This window comes from Robinsoniella sp. RHS (assembly GCF_001029355.1).
GTDB lineage: Bacteria > Bacillota > Clostridia > Lachnospirales > Lachnospiraceae > Robinsoniella > Robinsoniella peoriensis.
Genome location: NZ_JNGB01000076.1, coordinates 1 through 26,310 on the forward strand (window position 1 = coordinate 1; position 26,310 = coordinate 26,310).

A 26,310-nucleotide genomic window follows, 5' to 3' on the forward strand; every position below is an offset into this window, starting at 1 on the left:
TGGTGGCACTCATGGCATCTATGGTATTAACCGCACGAATGATGACCGGATATTCAAAGGATCTTGCATTATCTCTTACACCAACTGATTTGAAATCAGGAACAACCGTAAAATACTGCCATACAGTCTTGTCAAGACCAGCTATTTCGAATTCTTCCCGCAGGATTGCATCCGATTCCCGTACCGCTTCCAGACGCTCTCTGGTAATTGCGCCAAGACATCTTACGCCTAATCCGGGTCCCGGGAAAGGCTGACGGAATACCATGCCATCCGGCAGTCCCAGTTCCAAACCACAGGCTCTTACTTCGTCTTTAAATAACTGCTTTAACGGCTCTACCAAACCAAATTTCATATCTTCAGGAAGACCGCCTACATTGTGATGGGATTTGACCATCTTCGCTGTCTTCGTGCCACTTTCCACTATATCCGGGTAAATTGTTCCCTGACCTAAGAAGTCAATTCCCTCAAGTTTACGTGCTTCCTCTTCAAATACGCGGATGAACTCTGAACCGATAATCTTTCTTTTCTGCTCGGGATCACTTACATTTTCCAGCTTCTTCAGGAAACGTTCGCTGGCATCAACATAAACCAGATTTGCATTCAGCTGATTTTTGAATACTTCTACTACACTTTCCGATTCGCCCTTACGCATGAGGCCATGATTTACATGTACGCAGACCAACTGGTCTCCGATTGCCTTTAATAATAAAGCTGCAACTACAGAACTGTCTACTCCGCCGGATAATGCAAGGAGTACTTTCTTATCACCAACCTGGCGTTTTACCAGTTCGATCTGATCTTCTACGAAATTTTTCATATTCCAGTTTGCTTCCGCATGACAGGTGTCAAATACGAATGGTTTCAGTCCTTCTTTTAATAGATCTTCGTCCTCAGGCCACTCATTCAGGGACACTTCACATTTAGCCAATTCATGCCCTGCTGCCATAACAGGATATCCTGCTTCATAGATTTCCGGTAGTACATCAATACGAACGCCGTCTACAATATGGTTTGGTCCGCCATTTATAATAATTCCCTTTACATTTGGCAAAGCCTTGAGTTCCGCCTGAGTAATATCATGGGGATAAATCTCACTATATACCCCAAGGTCACGAATCGCCCTGGCTAACACCGTATTTTCCGTACTGCCTAAATCTAAAATTACAATCATGTCTTGCTTCATTATTGTTCCTCCTCCGTATGTGTATAGAAATATCTTAGCTGTAAAATGATTTTGTGTCAATACACGTTTTCCCGTTTACGGAGTTATTTGCAAACCTCATGCTGCAAAATGAGCTGATAGAAATATGACTATTGGGTAATTCCAGTCTCTACAGTTGTGTGATAAACTGCTTTTTCATCTAAAATCTGTTTGAAATTATCCTCTGTTTTATGCCCTTTAATCTCATCCATGTACTCTATATAATCACATAAATAGATATCTATTTTAGAAATATCCACTCCGCGTACTGCATAGTCTGTAACATAACCGCTGTTTCCATAAGGAAGCATTTTTCCATTGGCATCCAGTACTACCGGGAATGTGTCTGCAGTTTTTGTGGAACCTTCATTTAACTGATTGACCTTTAATTCAAATGGGGTAATTTCCACGGATGCAATTCCTACACCATTCTCATTTTCAGTATTAATTTCAATCATCTTTGTTCTGCTTCTGTCCACGTTAATATCCAGATCGAAATTCCAGGAGCCATCCCACCAGATATTTTCATGATCATTAGGGAACTGGTTCCAGTCAGCCGGCTGCTGCTTCATGACATTTTTCCACTCTTCATCCGACATAGCTTCCAGTTCATCCCCTGTATAACCGGAATCCCATACATCCGGGTTAGCCTTGTATGCAATAATCTTCTGAATATCCAGATTTAACTTGAAATTGTCAGGAACATCCAGATTCTGAACATCCAGCTGAATGTCTTCTTTCATTGGATCCCTGCCTTCTGCTTCCGCTGCCTGATATGCGGTATTATATTCCTGAAGTGCTTCATCCGATACTACCTTGGATGCCTGTTTGTAGTCTATACGGATGATACCTGCATATGTATAATCATCAACAAACTTGCCTTCCAGATAATAAAGCTGATCCTGTGATTTATCATTGAAACTATATTTTTCACTAGTTAAAAAGCCTATGTTCGGCTGGTTATTCTCACTGTCTGTAAAGATTTCAGAAACCGGAAAAGCTTTCTCGCTGGTTAGTTCAAGCGTCATATAAAGTGCCTGGTCATTGCAGTATAATTCCGATAAAGTCATGGTAACTCCATCTACCGTCTGTGAATAACTGGCTGGTTTGGTAAGCTCTGTTTCTTTCTTTGCATCTGCCTGATCCGCTGCTGCCCCATTTTCATCGGCGGAAACAGCTGCCCCATCCGGAGTCTCCTGGTCTTTTTCTCCTAATGTTTCCGCTACTGAGCTAAAATCTCCGGGATAACTATAGTTCTCCTGAATCTGTTCAAATATATGCCCAATAATCGGCAACTGGCTTGCCATAACAGGGTTGGCCATACCAAATACAAAGAATGCTGCAAATACCGCAGCAGCACTGCCCGCTGCCACCAGGATCTTTTTCCGAATCCCTCTTGTATCTCTTGCCTGACTTTTACTGCTGCTTTTTATTGTCTGAAATGCGTCATCTGCCTTATTTTTTACTACTTTGGGTATCTTGATCTCTTCGTTTAATTTATCCTTAAATTCTTGTTCCTGTCGGTTCATGCAATTGACCTCCTTGTTTTAAATACTCTGTGGAAAATAATTTTCTTCCCCTTGCCAGTCTCGTTTGTACCGTCTTTTCATTCATATCCAGTATTACTGCTATCTCTCTGGTATTAAAACCTTCCAGGTAATATAGTAAAAGAACAATCCGGTACTTTTCATCCATATCCTTGATTAGTTCATTCCACTCCATGTTGCTGTACTCCTGATCCCACACCGGAATTTCCGGCACCTCATCTGTAAGTAACATTCCTTTTTTCTTTCGTAAAATATCTTTGCATTTGTTGATTAAAATACGAGTCATCCATGTTTTAAAATATTTATTCTGTTTCAAATCTCCTATTTTTTCAAAACAGCTTAATATGGTATCCTGTATGGCATCCGCCACATCTTCATCATTTTTCAGATATGCTTTTGCCACTTTGTACATATTCTGCATATTCTGTTCCATTAGCTCAACAAATGCATCCGGATCCTTCCTGCGTGCTTTTTTAATTAAAACATCCAACGTCTTACCTCCCCGCTTAGATTGGCCAATCTTTAATGTCTTACAATCATTAGACGAAACGCTCCAGCAAAACCCTTCAAATAATTTAAATTATTTTATCATATAAATGCAAAAAAAGCTGCCATACCCTAACATCAGGTACAACAGCTTTCTTTTGAGCACTTTACCACTCAATGATTATTCACTTCCATCTTACCACCATTCCATCCATGGCAAATGCCTTCTCCAGACTTTCCCCATCTCTTCCCTCAATGATTTTTTCTTTCATTGCCTGCCTGACAGCCGTTCTTGAAATATCCAGCTTACCGGCAATCAGCTTATCCAGCCGGATTCTGATATGATAAGGATTCCGAATGACAATCCGACTCATTTCAGCCTCTTCAGCATCCGTCAGTATCCTTTCCCGGATATGATATGCCCCCTCCTCCATACAGATCTCAGCTTTTTCCCTCTTTAAGATATTACTGTTAAAACTGTATTCCAGAGCCAGTTGTGGATCGTTTGCTAAGAATCCTTCATATTCTTCTCTTGGGATTTTCTTTGGGGAAATCCGCTCATATATTGTTATGTTATATGTGGTCTTGCATTTACTGCACTGATAGATCAGCCATACATCTACCCGGTTTCCATTTGCATTAACCCGGAAACTGCCGGTATTGATGTAGTTTGACTTGCATCCGCATTTGGAACAATTCCTTATAATCTGTGGACTGACGTCCGGTATAATCTCCCATTCACAGTTTCTTATATCAGAACATGTTTGAAAATTGCTTTCTGTTAAATAGCCCATATGCATCTCCTTTGTGTAAATTTCTTACTTTCGGATTTGCAAAAGCTATATCATCATATTTGTTTTATCATGCAATAGCTTTTGCTATGCATTGTAATTGGGTTCCATCATAAAATCATTCCTCTCTTATTATATGATCTGATTTTACTACAACAGATCCCTGGGGTAACACCTTAAACTTTTTTATTAAAAGATTATGAGCCGGGATATAAAAGTCGGACACGATCAAGGAGCAGGCCGCTTGGACCTGCTCCTTTTCCTGGTTTATTTAGAATTTTACTCTTTTACTTGCTGAATAAGAGCTGTAGATCTTTTTATTCCCTGCCTTATGGTATGCTCTTATTCTAAACCGGTAGCTTCTTCCTTTCTTCAGTCCGGATTTGGTGTAAGATAATGTCTTGGCTGACTTTGATGCGATCTTCTTATAATCTCCGTTATTTGTCTTCATATAGATTACAAATCCATCCGTACCTGACTTTTTATTCCATTTTATTTCTGCTTTGCCTTTTCCTGCTTTCCCGGCGTGGGTCAGGTGTGGTTTTGCAGGCGCCGTCGAGGTCTTCAATACAGAAGAATAAGAACTGTACTTCTTTTCTTTTCCAAGCTGGCTGTAAGCTTTTACCTTGTATTTATAATCTGTGCCTGATTTTAATCCGGTGTTCACATAGCTGGTGGATTTTGTGGTTTTTACTTTACTCCACTTCTTTGTCTTGCTGTCATAACGGTATAAAATATAACCGGTTGCATTGGATGATTTTTTCCAGCTGATCCGGATACTGCCGGACTTATTCCGGGAAGCTTTTACTGCCGTTGGTTTTCCAGGCTTTTTCAGTGTGAGTCTGATCCACTGGGCATAAACGGTTGTATTTGCCTTCAGGCTGCATACCTGTCCTGCCTGTATCTGCGTTCCGCCTGATACTGCGGTAAACCATCCCTTAAAGGAATATCCTGATTTTGTTGGTACCGGAAGTTTTCCATAAACGGTTCCCTGTGTGACTGTCATGGATGCCGGACTTACTTTTCCGCCGCGTGCATCAAATGACATCTGATAGGTTGCCGGTTTCGGCTCTTCTTTTTTCTGCCACTGTGCCATAAATGTGATGTTTCTATCTGGCATTGTATACCGGGTATTTGCCTGATAAACCTTTACTCCGTCGGACCATCCGATAAACAGATATCCATCCTTTGTAAATGTATTCTCCGGCAAAGTAATCTTCCCCTGTGCTTCTGCCTGAATTGCTGCCGGAGCTGTTCCTGCTGCTCCCGCACCGCCGGTAAATACTGCCGTATACTTCTTAGGAACTGGTGCTTCTTCCCTGCTGATATAAAATGCTGCCGCCGCTGAACTTGTCTTATCATTAACACTGGCTGTTACCGTAACTTTCACGGTTCCTGCACCGGAAACTGTCAGTATATCTCCTTTAATGCTTCCAATACCCTCTTTATCTTCGGTAATTGCATAGGTATAGGTGATACTCTGATCTGAATGTCCCGGCATCTGACAGTCTCCCGTAAGGACAGCTTCTGCCTTCAGCCCGATCTGTCTGCTTGATTCAGGATAAGGTATCGTGACATTCTGATCTTCAAAAACTGGTGTACGAAGTTCACAGGTGCATCCGTTTACCGTAACCGTACAGCTGTCTGTTTTTCCACTAGTGGATGTTGCTGTGATCACAGCTTTCCCCGGCGCTGCTGCCGTTACCTTGCCATTTGCCGATACTTCTGCAATTTCCGGACGGCTGGATGACCAGGTGATCTGGTCGTTTGATTCCTTACCGTCATTTGTAGTTACGTCCGCGTACAGCCTTCTGCCCTCTCCGACTTCCAGACTGAGCGTTTTCAGACTTACCACGACCTGATCTGCCGGAACTGCTTTTTCCAGTCCTTTTACTGCTGATTTTAATGCCTGCAGCTGCTGGAACACCTCCAGTTGTTCTGTCTCCTGTGCATCCAGGACTTCCTGTGCGCGGTCAATGGCATCTGACAATTTCTTATAAGAAGCCTGAGCGTACTCATCTCCTTTGATTGCTTTTGCTTCTGCAATCTTTTTCTCAAGAACAGATTTATCGGTTACCTGGGAGGGATCCTCCTGGCTGACCAGTTTAGCTCCTGACCACTGGGAATGTCCGCTTCCGATATTGCCGTCTTTTGCAATTGCTTCTAATTTTAAGGTTTTTGCTCCGGAAATGTCAACGGAAGCAAATCCCATCGGAGATGTGGACTGTAATGCTTTATCACTAGTGTGTATAACCGTCCCATCTACAGTTATCTTAAAGGTAACTGCTGCTATCGCCGGTTTACTTGCATCAATTCCATAATAAGTTTCAAATTTCTTATAATTATGACCTTCCGGAAGATTAAAAATCAATGTGGAAGTACAATGTGCTCCGTATCCTTTGTTAAAGGATACTCTGTTTCCATTCTCGTCCAGTAAAGACATGGTGCCGCCATCCTGGTTGGTATCTACCTTGATCTTGTCACCGGTTCCTTCCCAGTAACCGACGGAAGAGTTCACTTTATCTAAATAATCATGGTCAGACAGATAATCCGTTTTATCATAACTGCCTTCTTCTGTAACGGAAACCGGAACTACAATGGTAGAAACATTTTTCCCGTCTGATACATTCACCATCATCCGGCTTGTTCCTTTATTTGAGCCATACAGTGAAACAACACCATCTGATAACTCTGCAATTATAAATGAATCCGGCTCTGATACAATTTTTGTAATAACAATTGCATCCCCGTCCTGGTCTTCTGCTATATCTTCTGCAGTGAAAGTCCTGCCTTTCAGGCTGTTCACTTCCTGATTTGGTACGGGATCTTTTGCAGCCGGCGCCTGATTCACCGTTTCACCCGGTTCTGCTTTTTTTACGGTGATATTACAGTCCGCATTTCCTGATTTGTCATTCAACTGAACGGCAACGTTTATTCGAACTGTTCCTGCGGCCGATACTTTTAATTTACTGCCGGTTATAACAGCGCCTGTCTCTTCCCCATCCGCAACGGTGTAGGTATAAACAGGACGGAAAGCATGGCCTTCTTTTGCACAGGTACTTTCTTTTATGGAGCCTGTTAGATCAACCGTATATTCCTCTGTTTTCGCAGGAATTATTATTTCTTTTGGTGATAATCCAATCTCTTCTATTTTGCAGGTACATTCCGGTGTTCCATCCGGTGCAAACTTAAATTCACTTTCTAATGGAAGCATACAGAGTGCATTCCCGATTTCACTTTCTGCATCTGCCGCAGCTACACCAACATTTGTAACCGTCAGGCCTGTGGTAATCTGCGTATCTCCTGTATACCGGAATATAAATTGTTTTGAAGTATTTCCGGATACATAAGCAGCCTCTTTCTCTGCTCCATCCAAATTAAACTTCAGAACCGGATTTCCGGACTTAATCATATAGGAATCGAAATCCACGGTAAAATCAATCTGATTATCACTTATTTCCATCGCTACGTTTTCAATTACCGGCTCCTTCATCGGCACCGTCAAATCCGCTTTGATCCATTCCACATTGAAGCTGGTGAAATCCATCGATGGCTGGTCACCTTCATAAAATAAGCCGATATCTCCATTTGGAAGTACGGACAGACAGGAATAAGCATAACTTCCGCTCTTAACCAACTGACTGTATTTCCACTCAAATGACTTATTCTCCGGATTATAAAGTCCGATTCTTACCGTACCATTGTTTCTTGCAGGGCCATCCGGATTTGCTAAAATAATGGCTTCTTTGCCGTCAATCAATTCCGGATAATGAGTTGCTGTTAACTGGCAGTATACCTCTGTAACATTTGTATCCCTGATGGGCGCTCCCCAGGTAGTTCCGGAGTCATTGCTCACGGAATATTTCAGACTTCCTGAGTTATTTCTGCAGAACTGAATTAATGTACCGTCATTCATCTCCACGATCTGTGACTCTGTCAGGATGATACCACCATCATTCATTGTGGAAAGATCTGTTCCTTCTGCCTCAAGAGGTGACTTCTCGGTACGCTTCCATGTTACACCATAATCATCACTGTAAATACAGGTGGATGCCTGGGCAGATGTCCAGTTCTGGTTAGCCACATAGATGGGGACAATCAGACGTCCCGCATGCTCTCCTTTTTTCACCTGAATCCCAACTCCGGGGCCTGTTCCGCAGAACAGCATCCAGTCTTCTTTGATCATCGGTGTTAAATCCACCGGTTTTGACCAGGTTTCACCATCATCATCGCTATAGGTACTCCAGATTCTCATATTGCGGACTACCTTTAATTCACCCGCATTGGATCCGGTATAGAGGAAGATGTTGCCTGCAGGCTTATCATCCTTATATAATTCGCCGGTACTGAAATCCGGTACCCGGTAATCCGTTGGTCTTGCATCAGCCTCTGTTTTTCCTTCCAGCCATACTTCCCCGTGCTCACGGATGGTATAGGTTTTCGTATAATTATGAGTTGTATTTAAAACGCTTTCATAGTCTCTCAAGATACAATATGATTTGTCGCCAACCTGTTTATATCCAGATCCTTTTTCCAAAAGAGAAGTATCCATTGCTGCTTTTGATTCCGGGAACATATCTACCATCAGGAAGACTCTGCCGTTCACCTCGTCCTCAACCATAGCTGCATCTATGGTTAAAGAATGCTGCTGCTGTCCCGGAGGCAGATTTATGATTGTCTGCCCTTCTGTCCAGTTCTTTCCATTATCAAAGCTTCTTCTCACAGCGGTATCAATATTTCCCTGATCCCCGCCGCCGCTCTGGCGTTTATCAATTGCTGCCAGTACAACTCCGTTCTTTGTGGTCACTAAGCTTGGGATACGATAATAGACAGATCCCTGGTATCCACCATAGAACAACGGCTGATCTTCTGATTTGAATGCATCTTCTGGAAGCTCCGCTTCTTTTTCTTCTCTCAGTGTCACTTTATGGATATCTGTTATCTGCTCTTCCGTTAACAGGTCCGATCTCACTTCGATATAGCTGATACTGCCTGTGAAAGGATACTGATTGCCTCCGCCGGAACGCTGCGTTCTACCAAGGTCAACGGTATTTACGCCCTGGCTGCTGCTGACAAATCCTGTATTTGTGTTATTAATTACCCTTTCACCGTCAAAATAAACAGATGTACCAGTTGAAGAAAATGCATAAGTTACCGTATGCCATTCATCTCTTGTCATATTGCTTACGCCAGCTGATGCGGTATTTACATTGGTACCGTTATTGCGGACTTCGTATCCCACCGTGCCATCATTTACATAGACATGGGTATGTGTGGCATTTTGCGTATTATTTGATACACTGAACAGACTCATAAGACCTGTTTTGGCCTTTTTATACCGAACCGTTATGGTTCCCTGGGTCAGACCTTTCAGCTTATCAAGTGTTCCGGTGTAATCTACCGGACGGGCTGGAACGCCGTTTACAATTTTTACCTCTGATTTCTGAAACAGAACAGCCGGGTCCTGCCCTTCTTTTTTAACTGAGAATACGGCTGTCTTTTCTGCCGATGCCACCGTTCCGGGAATCAGTGCATTTACCCGTACTTTGATTGTTCCAACCTTGCTGACCGTCAGTTTATTCTGTCTGATCGTGCCGATATTCTGCAGATCCTCTGCTTTTTCAAATACATAAGTGATATTTTTGCTGCTGTGGCCTTCTGCTTTACAATCACCGGTAATTTCCGCAGCTGCCTCTAAGCTGATTTCAATACTGTCTTTATCCTGTGGAATTACAAGCTCTCTGTCTGCAAACACCAGATTGCTGATCCCACAGGAACACTCCGGGTCACCTTCCATTTTCAGGCTGGCCGTAAAAGTAATTTGTTTCTTGTTCATAGCATCTGTGCCTGTTACCATTACAGAATAAGGTATGAAATCCTTAGGAACACGAATCTTCATATGCTCATCTGCACGGTATTCACTTGTTTTGGAAACAATAACTCCATTTACATCTGTTATGCTTACCGTTACATCCCGGATGCCATTTTCATATGCCGCGAGTGGTGCCGGATCAAAAGAAACTTCTTTCTTAGTTTCGTCATAAGTTACCTCTGCAGCTAATTCAGAATTATCTGCCCAGTCACTGAATTTATAAGAATAATTAGACATCACTGAATCGTTCTTATAAAGTCCCGTTTCTTTTAATATCTGCTGGAACATTGCCATATTGCCCCGTCCGTTTGGATGTACATTGTCTACTAACCATCCATTGCTTCCGGTGTTCAGGAAATCATTTCTGACATTTTCTCCATACTCAATCCAGTTCTTCATATGGTCAATAACGGTAATCTTAAGTCCCGCTATTTCCGTCTTCATATCCTGTTCTACATCATATATGGCATTAAAGTAGTCTTTATAATTTTTCCTGGGATCATCTGGGTTCATGTCACATGGAACTCTTAAAACGATATAGCTGTCCGGATTTTTCTGATAAATATCCCGCACCAGTTCTTTATAATTATTCTTAAATTCTTCTACGGTAAATCCGGTGCCCGAAGAACCTGCCACTTCCCCTCTGGAAGACGCATCATTTGTTCCAAGCATCACCATTACCACATCCGGTTGGAACTGATTCAGCCTTCTGTCAATCTGATCCAGTGTCGTAGATACCGTTGCATTAGAAACACCCGTATTGATTACTACATCCTGTGCCCTGCCCTGCTCTCTTAAATATTTTTCAAACAGTTCAGGAACATTATCATATCCATTTGTCAGGACTCCATGGGTAATACTATCCCCCATAAACAGATAAGTTACAGGACTCTGGCTGTTCAGAAGATTTGTCATATCTTCAATTTGATTCACATTCCCGTCTTTATGAGCCAAAGCCTGAGCCTGTCCATTTTGAGCAGCCGTAAACTTTATGTCCTTTAACTGGCGTTTCCGGTTTCCTTCATCGGAAGTCATACGAAGTACATACTCGGTTCCCGCTTTCAGTCCGGTAATCGTGAACGGCGCAGTTACCTGTTTCTTAGAAATTACCTGACCTTCATAAGACAGCTCGTAATTCCAGTTCAGATCTGAATATCCTTCCGGTGCATTTACCTGAAGCTGATCTGCCGTTACCTGCACAACAGGGGATGCATCTACTTTTAATAACGTAGGATTAACCGGTAAGTTAAATCCTGTATAAGCAGTTGTATGCCCAATACCAAGAGTTGTCTTAATTATATTTGCTATCTCCTGATGTCCCAGGGCAGTGAGATAATTCCCCGGATCCAGATAGGATGCATCCAGACCTGTGATATCTGCTACCAGGGTATCTTTTACTGCTGCTTCTTCGTTAATTGCTGCCGTATAGATACTGATCAGGGCATTGTCATCCTCCGAAAGCGAGGGTGCTGGGGTAATGATAAATGGGATTCTCTGATCCTCATAAAGCCTGTCAAGCAGTGCCCTGAGATTTGTCCGGAACTCCTCTATACCAGCTTCCCCTTTTTCATAATCACTGCGGTCTACCATGATACCAACGGCTTTCGGTGCATACTGGTCAATGAACTTCTCATAATCCGCATTTACATCCGCGATAGTAAGTCCTGCCTGCGCCGTATTAAATACAAAACGGGAACGTTCTACGTAAGTTCCGCCCGCACGCAGATTATCTTCAAAGAATCCCACATAATTCTTAACTGGACCAATTTCATCAAACTTGGAAACTGCCGTATCCGATCCGGTCATTAACCATGTATTTGCCGTTCCAGCTGCCTGCATAACGCTGAAATCATTCAAATCAGGAGCCTGCTGCGTCATTTCCTTTAATTGTTTAACGGTAAAGCTTTGATCTGTTACAGTTACAAAATCAATTTTCCCATTAAAATTCCCCAGGGAATCAAATGCAGCTGCATTATAGATTCCGCCTCCAATGCCAAAATTCACATATGGCAGCTGGTTATTATTTATATTCTTATTAAATCCGGGATTCCAGCCGCTCCACCATGCGCTTGGGTAAAAGTTGTCACTTCCATCAACAACAATATAAGCATCCTCCGCCTGTCCCGAATGGAAGCTGACAGCGATGGTATGCCATTTATTATCCTTTAAGTTCACGGAATTTGTTAATAATCTTGCTTTCAGCCCATTGCTCTTGTCATTTCGAAAATAAGCCCGCAGCTCTCCGGCATTATTTACTCCAAAAACCATATTATAGCCGTCATCTGCGCCGGAACTTCCTGCTCCGAAGATTACACCGCTCGTGTTGGTCTTGAATTTAAAAATAATACTTCCACCGATATCATTTGTTCTTAGATTATTCAACACCTTCAGGTAAGGAGAATCTGCTCCGCCATATTCCTCAGATGTATAGTCAACGGCACCTGCCGCTGTACCGTCAAAAGTTCTGCCGCTCAGATTCAGATCAACTGCACGGGCATCTGCATTGCTTCCTTCAGCAAAATCTGTCTGTGCCTGTTTTCTCACATCCTCTAATAAATTTCCCGTCGTCTCTAACGGAGCTGCTAACACTTTAGCTTCTGTCTGAACTTCTGTTTCTGCTACAACTTCAGATTCTGTCTGAACATTCGATTCTGTCTGAACATTTGAATCTGCTGCCTCTTCCGTCTGAGCCTCAGATTCTGTCCCAGCTGCATAAGGTTCCGTTACAGACTCATTCTGAACTTCAGAATTTGTCTGCAGCTGTGATTCCTGCAAGGCTTCTAAATGTTCCTGAGCTTCTGTCTCTGTCTGACCTTCCGATTGAACCTGAATGTCATTCTGGTTATCAGCCCCCGCCTGAACCGGAAGGTATGCCGTCTGAAACACCATACAAAAACATAACATTATGGATAAAAATCTGGATATTCTTTTCTTCATGCCGCCCTTGTTTCCTCTCTTCATCATACATTCCTCATCTTTCTTCATTGATCAACCCTACCGAACTCTGCTGCGGTGATTTCTCAATGCTCCCCCCTCCCCTGGCAAATCTTTTTCAAGTCCCTCTCACCAATACTTACCTAATCTCCTTTTACAAATCCGGATGTGGACGATGCATACATTATATCAAAAATTATTTCTTTTTTAAACACATATTCGGAAGAATATTTCTTTTTCAGTAGTTGTAAACAATTTCTTATGCATTTATTGATAAATTTTTCTTCCATTTTGTCTATTTTGTATAAGAACTACACAAAAATTTAGAGTATTCCCTTATTTCAGATGGATTGTTACAGACAAATAATGTATGAAAAAGTATGTGTAAGCGTTTTTCCAATAAAAATAGCATAGGGAACCAATGCAGTTTTACATGCTCCATTGATTTCCTATGCTATATTTTTATTTAAAGATGAGGAAATTGATAATTACTTTGGAATTGCAATCGTGCTGAAACGTCTGAATATTTTCTGCAATGGTTTTCAAGTTGTCGGAGAGGCGAACAACGGAAAACCGCTCTGGAGGAGATAAGTGCACTTTGCCCGGATATAGCCATAATCGACATCAATATGCCTGGATATAATGGACTGGAACTGATCAGCCTGCTGTTGGAACGGGGAATTGACTGCAACTACATCATTTTAACCGGTTATAATGAATTTAAATATGCCCAACAGGCAGTCCGACTGGGAGTCTCTGATTACATCCTAAAACCCATAGACTATACACTGCTGCTGACAACCTTAAACGAACTGAAAGAGGACATTCTGTATGCTACCTCCCTACATCGTAAAATTAATGACCTGGAAACAGAAAAGAAGGAACTCCTGCTGGAACAATATTACAATGATCTGGTTAATTGTAATCTCAGCAGCCACGGTTCCATTTATTATGACAAAACAATTCTCTCAGAAGATGCTTTTGCTCCGCAAATGCCGGCGCTCCCTCTCATTGCGTCACATCCTTTTACAATAAGAAAAACCACATAAGTAAATTGCTGAACATTTACCAATGTGGTTCCACGCTAATAATTTTTTTTATGTGATTTTATCACAGAACTTCCTCTGCACTCATGATATAGTACTATCAAACACTTGAATGGAGGAACAATATGGTTAAGCGAAAAGCACAAGTCAACCAAAATGATTGCGTAGCCTGCGGGGCATGCCAGAAGGTCTGTCCGAAATCCGCACTGTCAATCCATAGAGGCTGCTATGCTCTGGTAGACGAGAATTTATGTGTTGGATGTGGACTATGCACAAAAGTCTGCCCCACAAATGCGATCGATGTCATTAAGACGGAGGTAACCTTATGAAGCAAAAACGCTGGTACGATTATCTTTGGCTATGGTCCATCATTTTCTTTATCCTGGGTTTTTTCAATATTCTTTTTGCCTGGCTTGGTATGATTGAATTTGTATTACCTCTGGCAATATCCTTATTTGCCAAAAACAAGGCCTTTTGTAATTCATTTTGCGGCAGAGGGCAGCTGTTGAACCTATTAGGCAGTAAATTCAAATTGTCCAGAAATAAACCCACCCCAAAATGGATCTATTCCAAATGGTTTCGTTACGGTTTCCTAATCTTTTTTTTTGTGATGTTCATACAGATGGTATTTTCAACCTATCTGGTATTTTCAGGGGCAACCAGCCTGAATACGGTTATTAAATTGCTATGGACCATCAAAGTACCCTGGCATTGGGCCTACACCGCTAATCTTGCATCTCCCTGGATCGCCCAGTTTGCATTTGGCTTCTATAGCATTATGTTGACATCAACTATCCTCGGCATTGTCGTAATGCTTTTATACCGCCCCCGTACCTGGTGCTCATTTTGCCCCATGGGAACAATGACCCAGATGATATGTAAAGCGCATAACCATAAGGAACAGTAAAGAAGCGCCTTGTTTATAAAAGCCTCAGTGTGGCTGGCACTGAGGCTTTTGGCTTGTCTTGTACCTTTACATATTTGATTTAATATATCTTATATGGATATTAATGTTAGCGGCTAGACTTCTAATCACTTCGGTTGTTAGTTTTAATACGTTTTATATTACTATTAATCGATGTAAAAACTGCGGAGATCAAAAAGTAGTACTGTTTCAATACATCTTATATTACTATTAATCCAAAGCAGCTGCAGATCTGTCAATAAAAATGAATACTTTCAATACATCCTATATTACTATTAATCTTTGAAGAGAGATCAGATGGTACATCTCATAAGTTGTTTCAATACATCCTATATTACTATTAATCCCAGCTGGAAAGTCCTGTGCAGACTGTAAATATATGTTTCAATACATCCTATATTACTATTAATCGGGGTTGCCAAAAGAAAAGCTTGATCAGATCATAAGTTTCAATACATCCTATATTACTATTAATCGATCTCCCACACATCTCTTGCCCTTTAAGTCCATGCGTTTCAATACATCCTATATTACTATTAATCATATAAGGTTAACACCAGCAAGAGTGCGGTGCTTAGTTTCAATACATCCTATATTACTATTAATCCTAGAGGCCCCCCTGGCGGGATAAATGCAGATGGTTTCAATACATCCTATATTACTATTAATCCAGACTAAATTTTGCGATATTAAAACCTGTTCAGGGTTTCAATACATCCTATATTACTATTAATCCTCATATAGGACGCGTGGAAATTGATGTCCCTATACCGTTTCAATACATCCTATATTACTATTAATCGGAGAATGAAGTTAACGGAGCACATAGAAAACTTGTTTCAATACATCCTATATTACTATTAATCTTTGTTGGTATGGAATGGGTTTGGTTTATAACTAGTTTCAATACATCCTATATTACTATTAATCGTTTGGAAGATACAATTGATATGCAGGTAACAGGGTTTCAATACATCCTATATTACTATTAATCCAATTAGCTGGTTTCCATCGAAATATTTTTTTAAGTTTCAATACATATTGTTATGGTGCGAAGTTTCAATACATCCTATATTACTATTAATCATTCTCCGGGCATCCTCCATCTCCAAACCCATGACCGTTTCAATACATCCTATATTACTATTAATCCAACGCATTTCCACCATTCTTCCCCTTAACTATACCCCACATCCCCCATAAAATCAACCCTTTCCACATATTTTCCCAGGCGCCAATGATTTTCATCCATTATCCTTCACATCTCTGTTTTTTCCTATATCTACAGTCTTTTTCAGACTTTCCTTATACAGGCACCTGGTAAATTATTATAAGATTAAATCCTCTCCCGTCGCAACATCACGCTTTCCCAGAATCTCCTCTCCAAACACATTATCATTCTTTAATTTAATAATACATACAAAATCTTCTTCTTTGTCAATGACCTTATTTATATCTGTTCTGAGTTCAATCAACTTAGAAGGTGTAATTTCTCCACGAAATACGGAATACTGAAAATGTGATAAATATTTTTTGCAAACTTTAAATACCTTCTGAACCCGTTTTTCATTGACGTCATAAAATACAAAAGCATAATTATAAGATGGCTGTTTTTTCATTAAATTCCCTCCTTAAGCGAGAATGGAATAAACTCTTTATCTTCCAGCACAAATTTGATTAATTTATAGCAATCTAATTTAATTGCAGTTCGGTAGCTCACTTTTCTTTTTAATCTTGGATGGACAAAAACGGATTCCATACGCTGTTCAAAGGCTTCCACAAAAACTTTACGTCCCTCCTCATTCAGAAGACAGTAATTTACTTTTTTGTCAAAATGTTTTTCTACCTGTAAACGACGGTTATTTACTAAATCAAATATGGTTTTATACACGATGACTGGTTTAAAAACCTCGCTCATATCAAGACTTAATGAAAATCGCCCTTCTGATGGTTCATGCAGATAACTAATCCTCTGGTCCAGATGTGTCCGATAAATTGCTGCTATCGTTTTTGTATATAGCAGTGTATTACCAAATGAAATTAATGCATTGATGGGATTATCCGGCGGACGCTTTACTCTTTTATTCATAATAAAATCTTCCGGCAGAAAATATTTAAATGTTCCATAAAATTTAATCCATGCTTCTCCTTCGTATGACATTAACTCTGCAGGAGTTTCTGCTCTTTGAACCCGACTGGGAAATTCTTTTTTTAACCAGTCTATCGTTTCTTTTACCTCTTTCTTTTCATGCTTATAATAATGGTACAGCACTTCTCCCATATTAATCCCAATACCATTCACAATAGCTTTTGCAATTTTCATTCTGGTATTATGGTATGCCTCAACCTGTCTTACAAGCAGTCGGCCGCTATTATAATGATTTCTCGGATAAAATGTCCCACTGTATCCTTCATAGTAGTTAAAGAAATGGACGATTACCTGATTTTGACTGAAAAAATCCAGTAATTTCGTGTTAAATGATACCTCATTTAAGCAATAAATTTCTTTTGTATTTTCAATTGGAATATAAATATTTTTTCCATCTTTCCGAAAGCACAGGGAATTATCTTTTCTTGTCAATTCCCCCATAGACATTAAATATTTTGTAGATCCCATGTTTTCCTCCTTCGCCTGACAATTTTTCAAAGCATAATACTGAACCAGTTTTATTCATCTTAGATATAGCAATATTCATAATAAGCACATTTTTTGCACTGGGTCTTTCCTATCCCCTCCGGAACCTGATCACTACTCAGCATTGCTTCTATTTCTTTTATATATTCTTCTAATTTCCGCTCCTCTTCCTCCCCAAGTTCAACGATTACAATCTTTTTGCTGCTTTGCTTTTTTTCCACAAATTCTAACTTTCCTTTTCGTACTATCCCTTTCTCTTTTAAGACCTTAAGGTAGTACAGCAGCTGCCACCTGCTGGCTTCCAAATCAGCATCTGATTTTTTTACTTCTGTAAGATATTCCGCCGTTAATTTATCTAATCTGATATTTTCTATTGCTATTTCTGTATCCTTTCCTTGTGCTTTTTCTTCATGAATTGCTTTTCCAATCTTTACAATCTCGCTGTTATCTTCCAGATTTAAACGGCTGCCATGGAGATAACACTGACGTTTACAGTGAAAATAATAATTAATTAAAGTTCCATTTACCTGCATTTTACTATCCCCCCCTCCCTATAAATCTACAAACATTACTCCTTGTGATTCTAGCTTCTTCCGATTTAATTTTCCATTTTCAAAGTATTCTTCTCCGTCCCGGATACAGTAAAGTTCTCCAAGAACCCCGCTGTAGTTTAAATCAGGATTCCATTTTACCTGATAGATAAAATTATTTAGTTTACTTCTTACATCCGACAGCTTTAACTGCTTTTCAGAAAAATCCATGGTTCTGTTGCGAAGCAGCTCTTCGTATCTTTCCCAAAGACTCCACCCATCCAATACATTGCCATTTTCTATCTCAAGTGTTCTGCATATTACCAGACTCATATTCCATTTATTTTCTTCTATTAATTTCATGCGATCCGCAATACATGGGCTATTCATATGTTTTACATGTTCATAAAAAAAGTCATCTAAGCCCTCCGAAGAAGTACTTTCGTTTCTTTGCTGCTTCAATACATTGAGTACTTTTTTATAATATATATCAAACTCTTTCTCTTTCAGGATCTCTCTCATTTCCGACGTCAAAAGTGTAAAGGACTCATCAATCCGAAAATCCAACCCATAAATATTCTTTGCCTGGTCCATATCAAAAAAATATACAATACCATCTCTTTTGCAGGAACGGTTAATACGTCCAAGAAACTGCTCTTCACTATCCAGCTTTGAAATATCTTTAAATCCTATATCCATGTCAATATCTACCCCCGCCTCAATTACCTGGGTAGATACCAGAATCATGCCGCCTGTGTTCCCTTCCCTGATCGGTCTTAATATCTGCTCACGTTCATACATGGAATCATCTCCTGTAATCAGATACGCTGGAACTTGTATATCACTGTAATTACATAAAGAATCAAAAAATTCGTATGCCGAATCTTTTTTTATGAAAGTAACTAAGACTTTTTTATCGGGCTTGCTTTTTTCTAATACCTGTTCCAACAAATGATCTATGGTCATTTTCTCTTTTAATAACTCATAAGAAACCGTTACCCGTTTCTGAAACAACGGATGGTTAAAATATTTTTTTCTATCCTCAATCAGCCTCGTTACGGTACCTTCTCCACCCGCAAGAATATCCAGTCCAGGCAGCGTTGCCGACATTATAATTATTTTCATACCAAGCAGTTCCGAACAAGCCTGCAAAAATATTATTATTTCTGCCCATATCGTATTTTTATAGCTTTGAATTTCATCCAGGATCACGATACTGTCCGTTAACTGCATAAAGGAAAATATGTTTTCTTTTCTATATCCGAAAAGTGTTTCAAAAAAACTTACATGGGTAGACAAAATAAATGGGTAGTTTAGAAACTGGCGGTCCAATAGTGCATTCTGGTAATATTCCCGCGAATCCTCGGCTATATTTCCCCTGCCAGTAATAGGCATTAACGAATTTACCACCACGATCTGATTCTGTACTTTTTTATCTGTAAATATCTCCTGTAAAATTTTCCGGTTCTGCTCTACAAGTGTATTAAATGGATAAATATAATATATCTTTTTGCCACTGCCCAACAATTGAAAGCCCAAATTCATAGCCGTATTACTTTTCCCGCTTCCGGTAGGTGCCTCCAGAAAATAAATCGTATCTTCCGCATTTTTACGCAATGCTTCCTCAGCATCCAGGAACATTTCACTTCTCATACGATTAATATCATTACATTCTTCCAAAGACTTTTCCGCTTGTAATATTCTCTCTTTTTCATAATTACGTATGCTTTGCAACAACTCCGATCTTTCATAAGGTTCCTGAAAAGTGTCTGCACATTGAATCGTTCCAAACTCCTTTATTTGTACATTTTCCATGTACTCAGTCGTTGCATAATAATCGCAGGCGACTAATACTGAATACAAATACCGCATATAAAAGAAACAAGTGATATCCTGCCCCCGGTCCATTCTATCTTTTACATTTGAATACTTTTTCACACATTTTTCAATGGTATCACTGGACAGACTGCGCAGTCCGGCATATCCTTCAAGCCCAGACTGTGTCAGTACATCCAGTAGATATCCAATTTCTCCATCTTTTCCCTTAAATTTTGAAGTAAAATCAATCATCTTCTCCAGATCGCTATGATGCCTGGAGATAACATATGCATTAATCCATACCAGTAACGTTAATAAACTTTTATCTTTTTTGGAATAACTGCTTTTCTCAATCTCCTCTAAAAAATAATCCAGGTAAATGACTGCTGAAAACAAGGAATGATCCGAACCTGACAAACCATCGAGTATCTTTATTGGCACCTTTTTATTTTTCATTTTTTGAATTTGAAATGCGGGATTAATTTTGCCAAAATCATGAAATAAAATAACATTACAAAACATTTTATAAATAAAACTTTGAATATTATCGGGATTATTGGGGAGAAGTTTCAAAGCAAAACGTTTGACCACTATCGATAACTCTTTCTCTTTTTCCAACATTTGAAAATACTTGCCACACCGTTGTAAATGTTCCACTAAAGTTTCTTTATCGCTGTCATCCTTCCAGTGAGCATATAACGGATAATCAGTATTTATTACATCCTCCATATTTATAAATAAACACATAATTCCCTCCTTAATTACTATTGACTATACTTTAAGTTATCTATATTTTACTAACAAAAAACCGCAGAATATAGAATGTTACTTCTATACTCTGCGGTTTCCTCCTTACCTGCAACCAATTTAAATTTAATGCCTTTAACCAAATCACTTAGAGCGTTTTTCATGTCCTAAAACTAATATTTGTTCATTAATAAAAAACAATATTTCTGTCACCAATCTGATAAACATCCTTTTCGCACTGCACTATTTCAGCATCCGTTAGAATAAATTTTTTAACCTCATACAGATTCGTCACTTCTTTTAAACCTGTCGGCAAATATTCTCCATATTTAAAAGACATCTCATCCATGTCAAACTCAACAACATCTGCAGGCACTAAGCTATGAAGCTTTTTTTCCTCGCATTCTATCATCTGCGCCTCTATGATTTCCACTTCATCGATATCTGCCAGATGATTATTTCTTCCAAGATAAGGTGTATAAATGCACCGCCTGTTTACCATGAAATCTGCTAATTTCTTACTTTCCGGATCCTGTATCAAGACGCAGACTGTCCAGTCCGGATGCTCCAGCCATTGTTCTTTCACAATTAGATTTCCGCCCATTTCCTGAGAAGCATATCCTACTGTATTATTGTAAAACTGAATTTTCTTTTGAAAATAGCCATGTTCTCCTTCCGGTATTACCGAGATCTGAATATCCTTTAATTTTTCATAAAATTCCGGATACCTGTCATATTTGTGTTCATATCCCTGATACCCCATAATTGCACCAAACATGCCTAAAAGCGCTACTTTATGAATATTGCCATACGTAAAATAATAGTAGGTATTAACTTCAGGCACTTTAAAAAAGGCGTTTTTACCTCTTAACCTGAATTTTAAAATTTCCATATCACACCTCTTTCCGGGTGATGATATTAAAATACCGTGCTCCTTCCACATCTGCCTCAATCTTCGTTGTGTATGGATTAAAATATATTTCTACAGATTTAACCTTGTCCTTCACTTTATTTAATAAATCAGAACAATTCAAATGAATCGTATTTTGCTCATCGTCACCTTTTTCAAATGAAATATATTCAGATAAGCATGGCAGATATAAATCTGCTTCTGTTTCTACAAAAAGTGCAAATTCATTATCACATCCGGCTTTTGCATTGGTAGCAAATGCCGTGGCAGAAACGATGGAAGTCTCTTTAAAATTCTGATAATCCTCTTCTGTATACCCTTCCGTCACTCCTAATTCCACATATTCTTTGTACGCAAGGGGATTGATCACAAATGGGTAGAAATAGTGAGCCTCATTACTGACTATTTTAGTTCCAAGGGTAGAGTTCTTTGCCTCTTCCCCATCCTTGACTTTGGATGCATCGCGAAATGGAGAAAGGATAGGCTGCTCCTGGGGATCGGTTTCATCGTATTTATTAAATCCTTGTCCGATTTGAACAGCACCAGTAATAGAAATATTATTGCCGGATTCTGCAAATGTTGCACCAAAGTTTTTAACATCTACCGCATGAAATAAATTTCGAAGTACAGATTCTATATCTTTACAATCTTTTAGATCCGCCACATCAAATATCTGCTCATAACGTTCTTTCAGACTTCTTGGTATTAAGGAAACATCTCCCTTTTTACCTTTCTCAAACCTCATTGATTTTATATATATCACAGGTTTGCCCTGATTATCCCACATCTTTTTCATTGGATATTTTAGTGCCTTATCACTTCCAAAGGTAGATCCATCAGAAGTAGTTTTCGGATACCCGGAAAAATCAGCATTCCAGTTAGCCATAACGGATGCGATTCCCAAAACACCATATACTCTTTTATTCATCATAACTCTTCCCCACCTTCCTGGTTTTTCTTATTGTAAATAAGTAATTCTGCTGTAAATCCTGCGGCTATCATTTCTTTGTTCAGCGACTCATTTTCCTTAGGCATATAGTCCATGATATGAGTAAATATTTTTTCAGCCCGATTATCCGGATAGTGGGAAATATCATAATTATATTTCTTATAAAGCTGTAATAATCTGCGTTTTATAACTGTATGATTTTTTGCATTTAAATAAGGATTTACTAAAGAAGATGGCTTGTTATTTGCCTTACTTTTCGAAATCAGATAAGAAACCATCTGTCCGGCTGCGTAGCCAAACTCGTCTCCCGACATGAATTCCCAATCATCTTTTAAATTCATTTTTTCCCATAATATTTTTCTGACATTCTCCATTCTTAACTCCATCCCCCTATCTTTGCTAAAATAATCAATCAGTGACCATCTTAAATTAAATTGCCTTCGTGCCAAAAACACTCTTCCGTTTCCAATTGCATTTATAATCAAATCCATAGAAATTTTATCAAGCAATTCTTCCACATTTTCTCTGCATCCTTTATAAAACCATGCAAAAAGGCGATCCCTGCTTTCCAAAAGAGTCCTCTTTAACACTCCGTCCGTTATTGCAATATCCTTAGCTTCCGTAAAGAAATTATTTGAAAGCTTATTTTCAAAAAAAGTTTGATCTATGAGTCCCTTCAGCATCCAAAGCTTATCATGGGATGTATTATACTGTATGTCATATTTCTCCAAGGTTTTATCAGGAATCCCAATACCATTTCTCAAATAAAATACTGGTTGTAAGTTTGTATTATAATTACTGATAATATCACCTTGATGAATTTCAACTTCTTTCCCTTTTTTCAGACGTAAAAAATAGCCATTTTCCAATCCCTGAGGCTCTTCTGTATTCGAATATCCGCGAATTCTCAGATGATCTGCATCAATATATACATTAACCTTTCCTTTCGATGCAAAACCCATTAAATAATCAAATAATTTGGCCTGCAAAATTGCCTGATTTTTATCTAAAAGATACGGCACCGCCACTTTTCTGGTCCTGTTAGCCAGATAAGGTTTCTTTGCGTTCATACCCATATTATCATTTGGAAGCCCCAGTATTTCCCCAGACTCCACTTCGTTAAAATCATTATTATTAAAAATATTTGGAAATAAGTAACGGCTTCCCTCGCATTTATATAAAGCCTGCGTTTCTTCCCAATCCTCTACAATAAAAAAGAATTTCAAATAATCTTTTCGTTCCAGATCCATATCTTCCCAAATATCTTTTTCGGCAACACATTTTCTAATTTTTTCTATCAGCGTAACATTGGGTTTTCCCAGTTCTTGCTCTGTAGCTTCATATAAAACTTTAGCTTTTAATTTCTTCCCATACTTTATTTCTGGATATTTTAAAAGTTCATAATAAGAATCTATTATCTCTTCTGTTAATTTTTCTTCCTTTACACTATCCTTTTTCATCCACAGAGACAAATAATTGTTAGAATGAATAATTTTCTTTGCGTCAATTGGCTTATTCATTTCTAAAAGTTTACTATAATAATCCAAATAACATATCTTATTGTAAATGGAATCTGTTTTTCCTATTATTTCATCATTTTTTCTATCATACCGGATATCTAATGTCTTCTCGATATTATAACTATCTTCCGTCAATTTAATAATCCGATAGGTACCATCCTTAGGAACATACTCATCCAGTACCAGCCGATCCCCCTTTTTCTGAAGGATTTGCTGAAAAACTTCCATAGCTTCCTGTAACATCCGATCACCCCTTTGCTATGTTACAAATACCGATAATTAATAAAGCCCGCTCCTCGGGCATTATTCTCTCCTATTCCAGTTCCTATCGCCATATACCATAATTTTTGCGCCGTAGGATTTTTCGATACAATCATATTTACCTTATCACCTAACAAAGTAATTCCCTTATACGGCACACGCACCGGCACCTTATTTTTAAATTCAATATAATCATAAAGCGAAAAATCTTCATCTAATTTTTCACCCATTAACTGATTATATTTTTTAACCAGATTAATTTTCAAACGTTTTTCAAACTCCTGCACGTTCATCTGATCCCGCCAGTAACCATATTCTGTCTTTATTACAACTGGTGTTAAAGTATAAATTTTTTCTAATACTTTCTGCTGAATAATTTTTATTTCGCCATTTAATCCCACAATTTCTTTTGACGAATGATGACTCAGTATATTCGAAAAATATTCTGCAAGTTCCTGCCGAACAGTTCGAATTCTCATAACATAAATCTTACCCTGTTGATAAATTCCATCTTTTTCACATGGATATGGAAGATCATAAACATAATATTTAAACTCTCTTCTATTATGTAATTCCAGAAATTTATCTGTTTTTCCAAGCGCACTATCCAGGAAATAGGCGATTGTTCCGGTAGCTTTGGCATAGTCCATATTTTCTAACAGACGTACCCGCAGCTGGTATTCAAAAACTAACAATTGTAACTCACTCCTCCCATTAATAAGTAAATCTAAATAATATGGATCTAATAATTTAATATAAAAATAGTTTATTATTTTAGATCAATATGGTTTAAATTTCTTTGGTTAATTTGTGTATTTTTCACAGTAATATTATATTATAAATGGTATATTTTGTCAAATTAAATACTAAATTATCGAATAATATTTTTGTTGATTTATATTCTTTAAATTTGTACTGTGTGGATTAGGTTGGATGTGCATACTCCTGTTTTTATATGTCCTATATTGATATTAATCAGAATGTTGGAAAAAATACGATAAAAATAACAATCGTTTCAATATATCCTATATTGATATTAATCTGCTCCTGCGGAAACTCCGAAGTTTTCTCTTCCTTGTTTTAATAAATCCTATATTGATATTAATCGAATGCAAAGTACAGCACTTGCTTTAATGTCATGGTTTCAATATATCCTATATTGATGTTAATCGGGCAAATGAATGGGATTGGTTTGTTACTCTTACGTGTTTCAATATATCCTATATTGATATTAATCGGTTTGGTCGACCGAAAATAGCTATTTACTCCGTAGTTTCAATATATCCTATATTGATATTAATCGAAAATGTCATTCGATGACAATAAAGGGGTAACTTGGTTTCAATATATCCTATATTGATATTAATCATGGAAATATGATCAAGAGGATAACCTAATCGGTAGTTTCAATATATCCTATATTGATATTAATCTTTTTGCAGTAGCAGAAGAAGCCGGAGTTCGGTTCGTTTCAATATATCCTATATTGATATTAATCTTTTTCAGCTGCAGCTTAAAAGCCAGGTTTAAAAAGTTTCAATATATCCTATATTGATATTAATCGGGAATACCCTTGACTGTCTTTGGAGAAAAATCATGTTTCAATATATCCTATATTGATATTAATCCTAAGATTCCTTGTGACCTGTGATGTACCCGACCGTTTCAATATATCCTATATTGATATTAATCCAGCATGTGTTACGATTTTTACCCCACGGGTTATCAGTTTCAATATATCCTATATTGATATTATTCCGTCGGCGTAATTATCGCAATGCTGGGATTTTAGTTGTTTCAATATATCCTATATTGATATTAATCAAGCAAGAGATGGTGCAGTAAGCAAGGCACCAGAGTTTCAATATATCCTATATTGATATTAATCCATTTCCTTGTATGATTACCAAAAGCCTGCCGTTGAGTTTCAATATATCCTATATTGATATTAATCTAGTACTTTCTTAACATGTTTATTTATTTTCTTGTGTTTCAATATATCCTATATTGATATTAATCAGAGAAAAGTGTTAATAACGGCAGGGATGTCCCAGTTTCAATATATCCTATATTGATATTAATCGAAAAAGAAATGTTACAGAACTTTGCCTTTTTACCGTTTCAATATATCCTATATT

General features: G+C 38.5%; 16 protein-coding genes and 2 CRISPR repeat arrays. Of the genes, 3 read left to right on the forward strand and 13 right to left on the reverse strand.

Features of this window, described 5'->3' with window-relative positions:
* The 5 genes from guaA to RHS_RS21345 form a co-directional block, all read right to left on the reverse strand.
* Positions 1 to 1,183, reverse strand: a 1,183-nt coding sequence (guaA, locus tag RHS_RS21325; RefSeq protein WP_047834312.1) for a glutamine-hydrolyzing GMP synthase, incomplete at its 3' end; no start/stop codon positions are given.
* Positions 1,184 to 1,311: 128 nt separating this feature from the next.
* Positions 1,312 to 2,730 (reverse strand): DUF4179 domain-containing protein, encoded by a 1,419-nt coding sequence (locus tag RHS_RS21330; protein ID WP_047834313.1) that lies wholly within the window; start codon positions 2,728 to 2,730, stop codon positions 1,312 to 1,314.
* Complete coding sequence (locus RHS_RS21335; protein WP_081820182.1) at positions 2,705 to 3,238, reverse strand: RNA polymerase sigma factor; 534 nt, start codon at positions 3,236 to 3,238, stop codon at positions 2,705 to 2,707. Before RHS_RS21335 ends, RHS_RS21330 begins: the two co-directional genes overlap by 26 nt.
* Positions 3,239 to 3,419: 181 nt before the next feature.
* On the reverse strand, positions 3,420 to 4,028 hold the full coding sequence (locus RHS_RS21340) for a DUF1062 domain-containing protein (protein ID WP_044289242.1): 609 nt from the start codon (positions 4,026 to 4,028) through the stop codon (positions 3,420 to 3,422).
* Positions 4,029 to 4,296: 268 nt separating this feature from the next.
* Positions 4,297 to 12,861, reverse strand: a complete 8,565-nt coding sequence (locus RHS_RS21345; protein WP_395023250.1) for a GDSL-type esterase/lipase family protein — start codon at positions 12,859 to 12,861, stop codon at positions 4,297 to 4,299.
* 500 nt (positions 12,862 to 13,361) lie between these two features.
* On the opposite strand from RHS_RS21345, the gene RHS_RS21350 reads away from it, so the two are divergent.
* From RHS_RS21350 to RHS_RS21360, 3 genes are all read left to right on the forward strand, one after another.
* Positions 13,362 to 13,880, forward strand: a complete 519-nt coding sequence (locus RHS_RS21350) for a response regulator (protein ID WP_395023258.1) — start codon at positions 13,362 to 13,364, stop codon at positions 13,878 to 13,880.
* Between the two features lie 122 nt (positions 13,881 to 14,002).
* On the forward strand, positions 14,003 to 14,206 hold the full coding sequence (locus RHS_RS21355) for a 4Fe-4S binding protein (RefSeq protein ID WP_044294242.1): 204 nt from the start codon (positions 14,003 to 14,005) through the stop codon (positions 14,204 to 14,206).
* Complete coding sequence (locus RHS_RS21360; protein WP_044294241.1) at positions 14,203 to 14,784, forward strand: 4Fe-4S binding protein; 582 nt, start codon at positions 14,203 to 14,205, stop codon at positions 14,782 to 14,784. The genes RHS_RS21355 and RHS_RS21360 overlap by 4 nt, the downstream gene beginning before the upstream one ends.
* A 76-nt stretch (positions 14,785 to 14,860) precedes the next feature.
* Positions 14,861 to 15,954: direct repeats of the CRISPR family, unit length 30 nt; unit sequence GTTTCAATACATCCTATATTACTATTAATC.
* Positions 15,955 to 16,130: 176 nt separating this feature from the next.
* Here RHS_RS21360 and cas2 read toward each other — a convergent pair.
* The 8 genes from cas2 to cas6 form a co-directional block, all read right to left on the reverse strand.
* Positions 16,131 to 16,421: a CRISPR-associated endonuclease Cas2 gene (gene cas2 / locus RHS_RS21365; protein WP_047834316.1), complete on the reverse strand. Its 291-nt coding sequence runs from the start codon at positions 16,419 to 16,421 to the stop codon at positions 16,131 to 16,133.
* The gene (gene cas1b, locus RHS_RS21370; protein ID WP_047834317.1) at positions 16,421 to 17,419 is read right to left on the reverse strand and encodes a type I-B CRISPR-associated endonuclease Cas1b; all 999 of its coding nucleotides are present in this window, start codon (positions 17,417 to 17,419) and stop codon (positions 16,421 to 16,423) included. The genes cas2 and cas1b overlap by 1 nt, the downstream gene beginning before the upstream one ends.
* A 59-nt stretch (positions 17,420 to 17,478) precedes the next feature.
* Positions 17,479 to 17,970: a CRISPR-associated protein Cas4 gene (cas4, locus tag RHS_RS21375; RefSeq protein WP_047834318.1), complete on the reverse strand. Its 492-nt coding sequence runs from the start codon at positions 17,968 to 17,970 to the stop codon at positions 17,479 to 17,481.
* 18 nt (positions 17,971 to 17,988) lie between these two features.
* A complete protein-coding gene (locus RHS_RS21380; RefSeq protein ID WP_047834319.1) occupies positions 17,989 to 20,532 on the reverse strand; it encodes a CRISPR-associated helicase/endonuclease Cas3 in 2,544 nt (847 codons plus the stop codon).
* A 187-nt stretch (positions 20,533 to 20,719) separates the two neighbouring features.
* Positions 20,720 to 21,424, reverse strand: a complete 705-nt coding sequence (gene cas5b, locus RHS_RS21385; protein WP_044294237.1) for a type I-B CRISPR-associated protein Cas5b — start codon at positions 21,422 to 21,424, stop codon at positions 20,720 to 20,722.
* Position 21,425: 1 nt separating this feature from the next.
* Positions 21,426 to 22,373: a type I CRISPR-associated protein Cas7 gene (locus RHS_RS21390; RefSeq protein WP_395023255.1), complete on the reverse strand. Its 948-nt coding sequence runs from the start codon at positions 22,371 to 22,373 to the stop codon at positions 21,426 to 21,428.
* On the reverse strand, positions 22,370 to 24,154 hold the full coding sequence (locus tag RHS_RS21395) for a hypothetical protein (protein WP_047834320.1): 1,785 nt from the start codon (positions 24,152 to 24,154) through the stop codon (positions 22,370 to 22,372). The genes RHS_RS21390 and RHS_RS21395 overlap by 4 nt, the downstream gene beginning before the upstream one ends.
* A 20-nt stretch (positions 24,155 to 24,174) precedes the next feature.
* The gene (gene cas6, locus RHS_RS21400; protein WP_027293199.1) at positions 24,175 to 24,867 is read right to left on the reverse strand and encodes a CRISPR-associated endoribonuclease Cas6; all 693 of its coding nucleotides are present in this window, start codon (positions 24,865 to 24,867) and stop codon (positions 24,175 to 24,177) included.
* A 252-nt stretch (positions 24,868 to 25,119) separates the two neighbouring features.
* Positions 25,120 to 26,309: a CRISPR direct-repeat array (repeat unit 19 nt; unit sequence GTTTCAATATATCCTATAT).
* Position 26,310 lies beyond the last annotated feature (1 nt).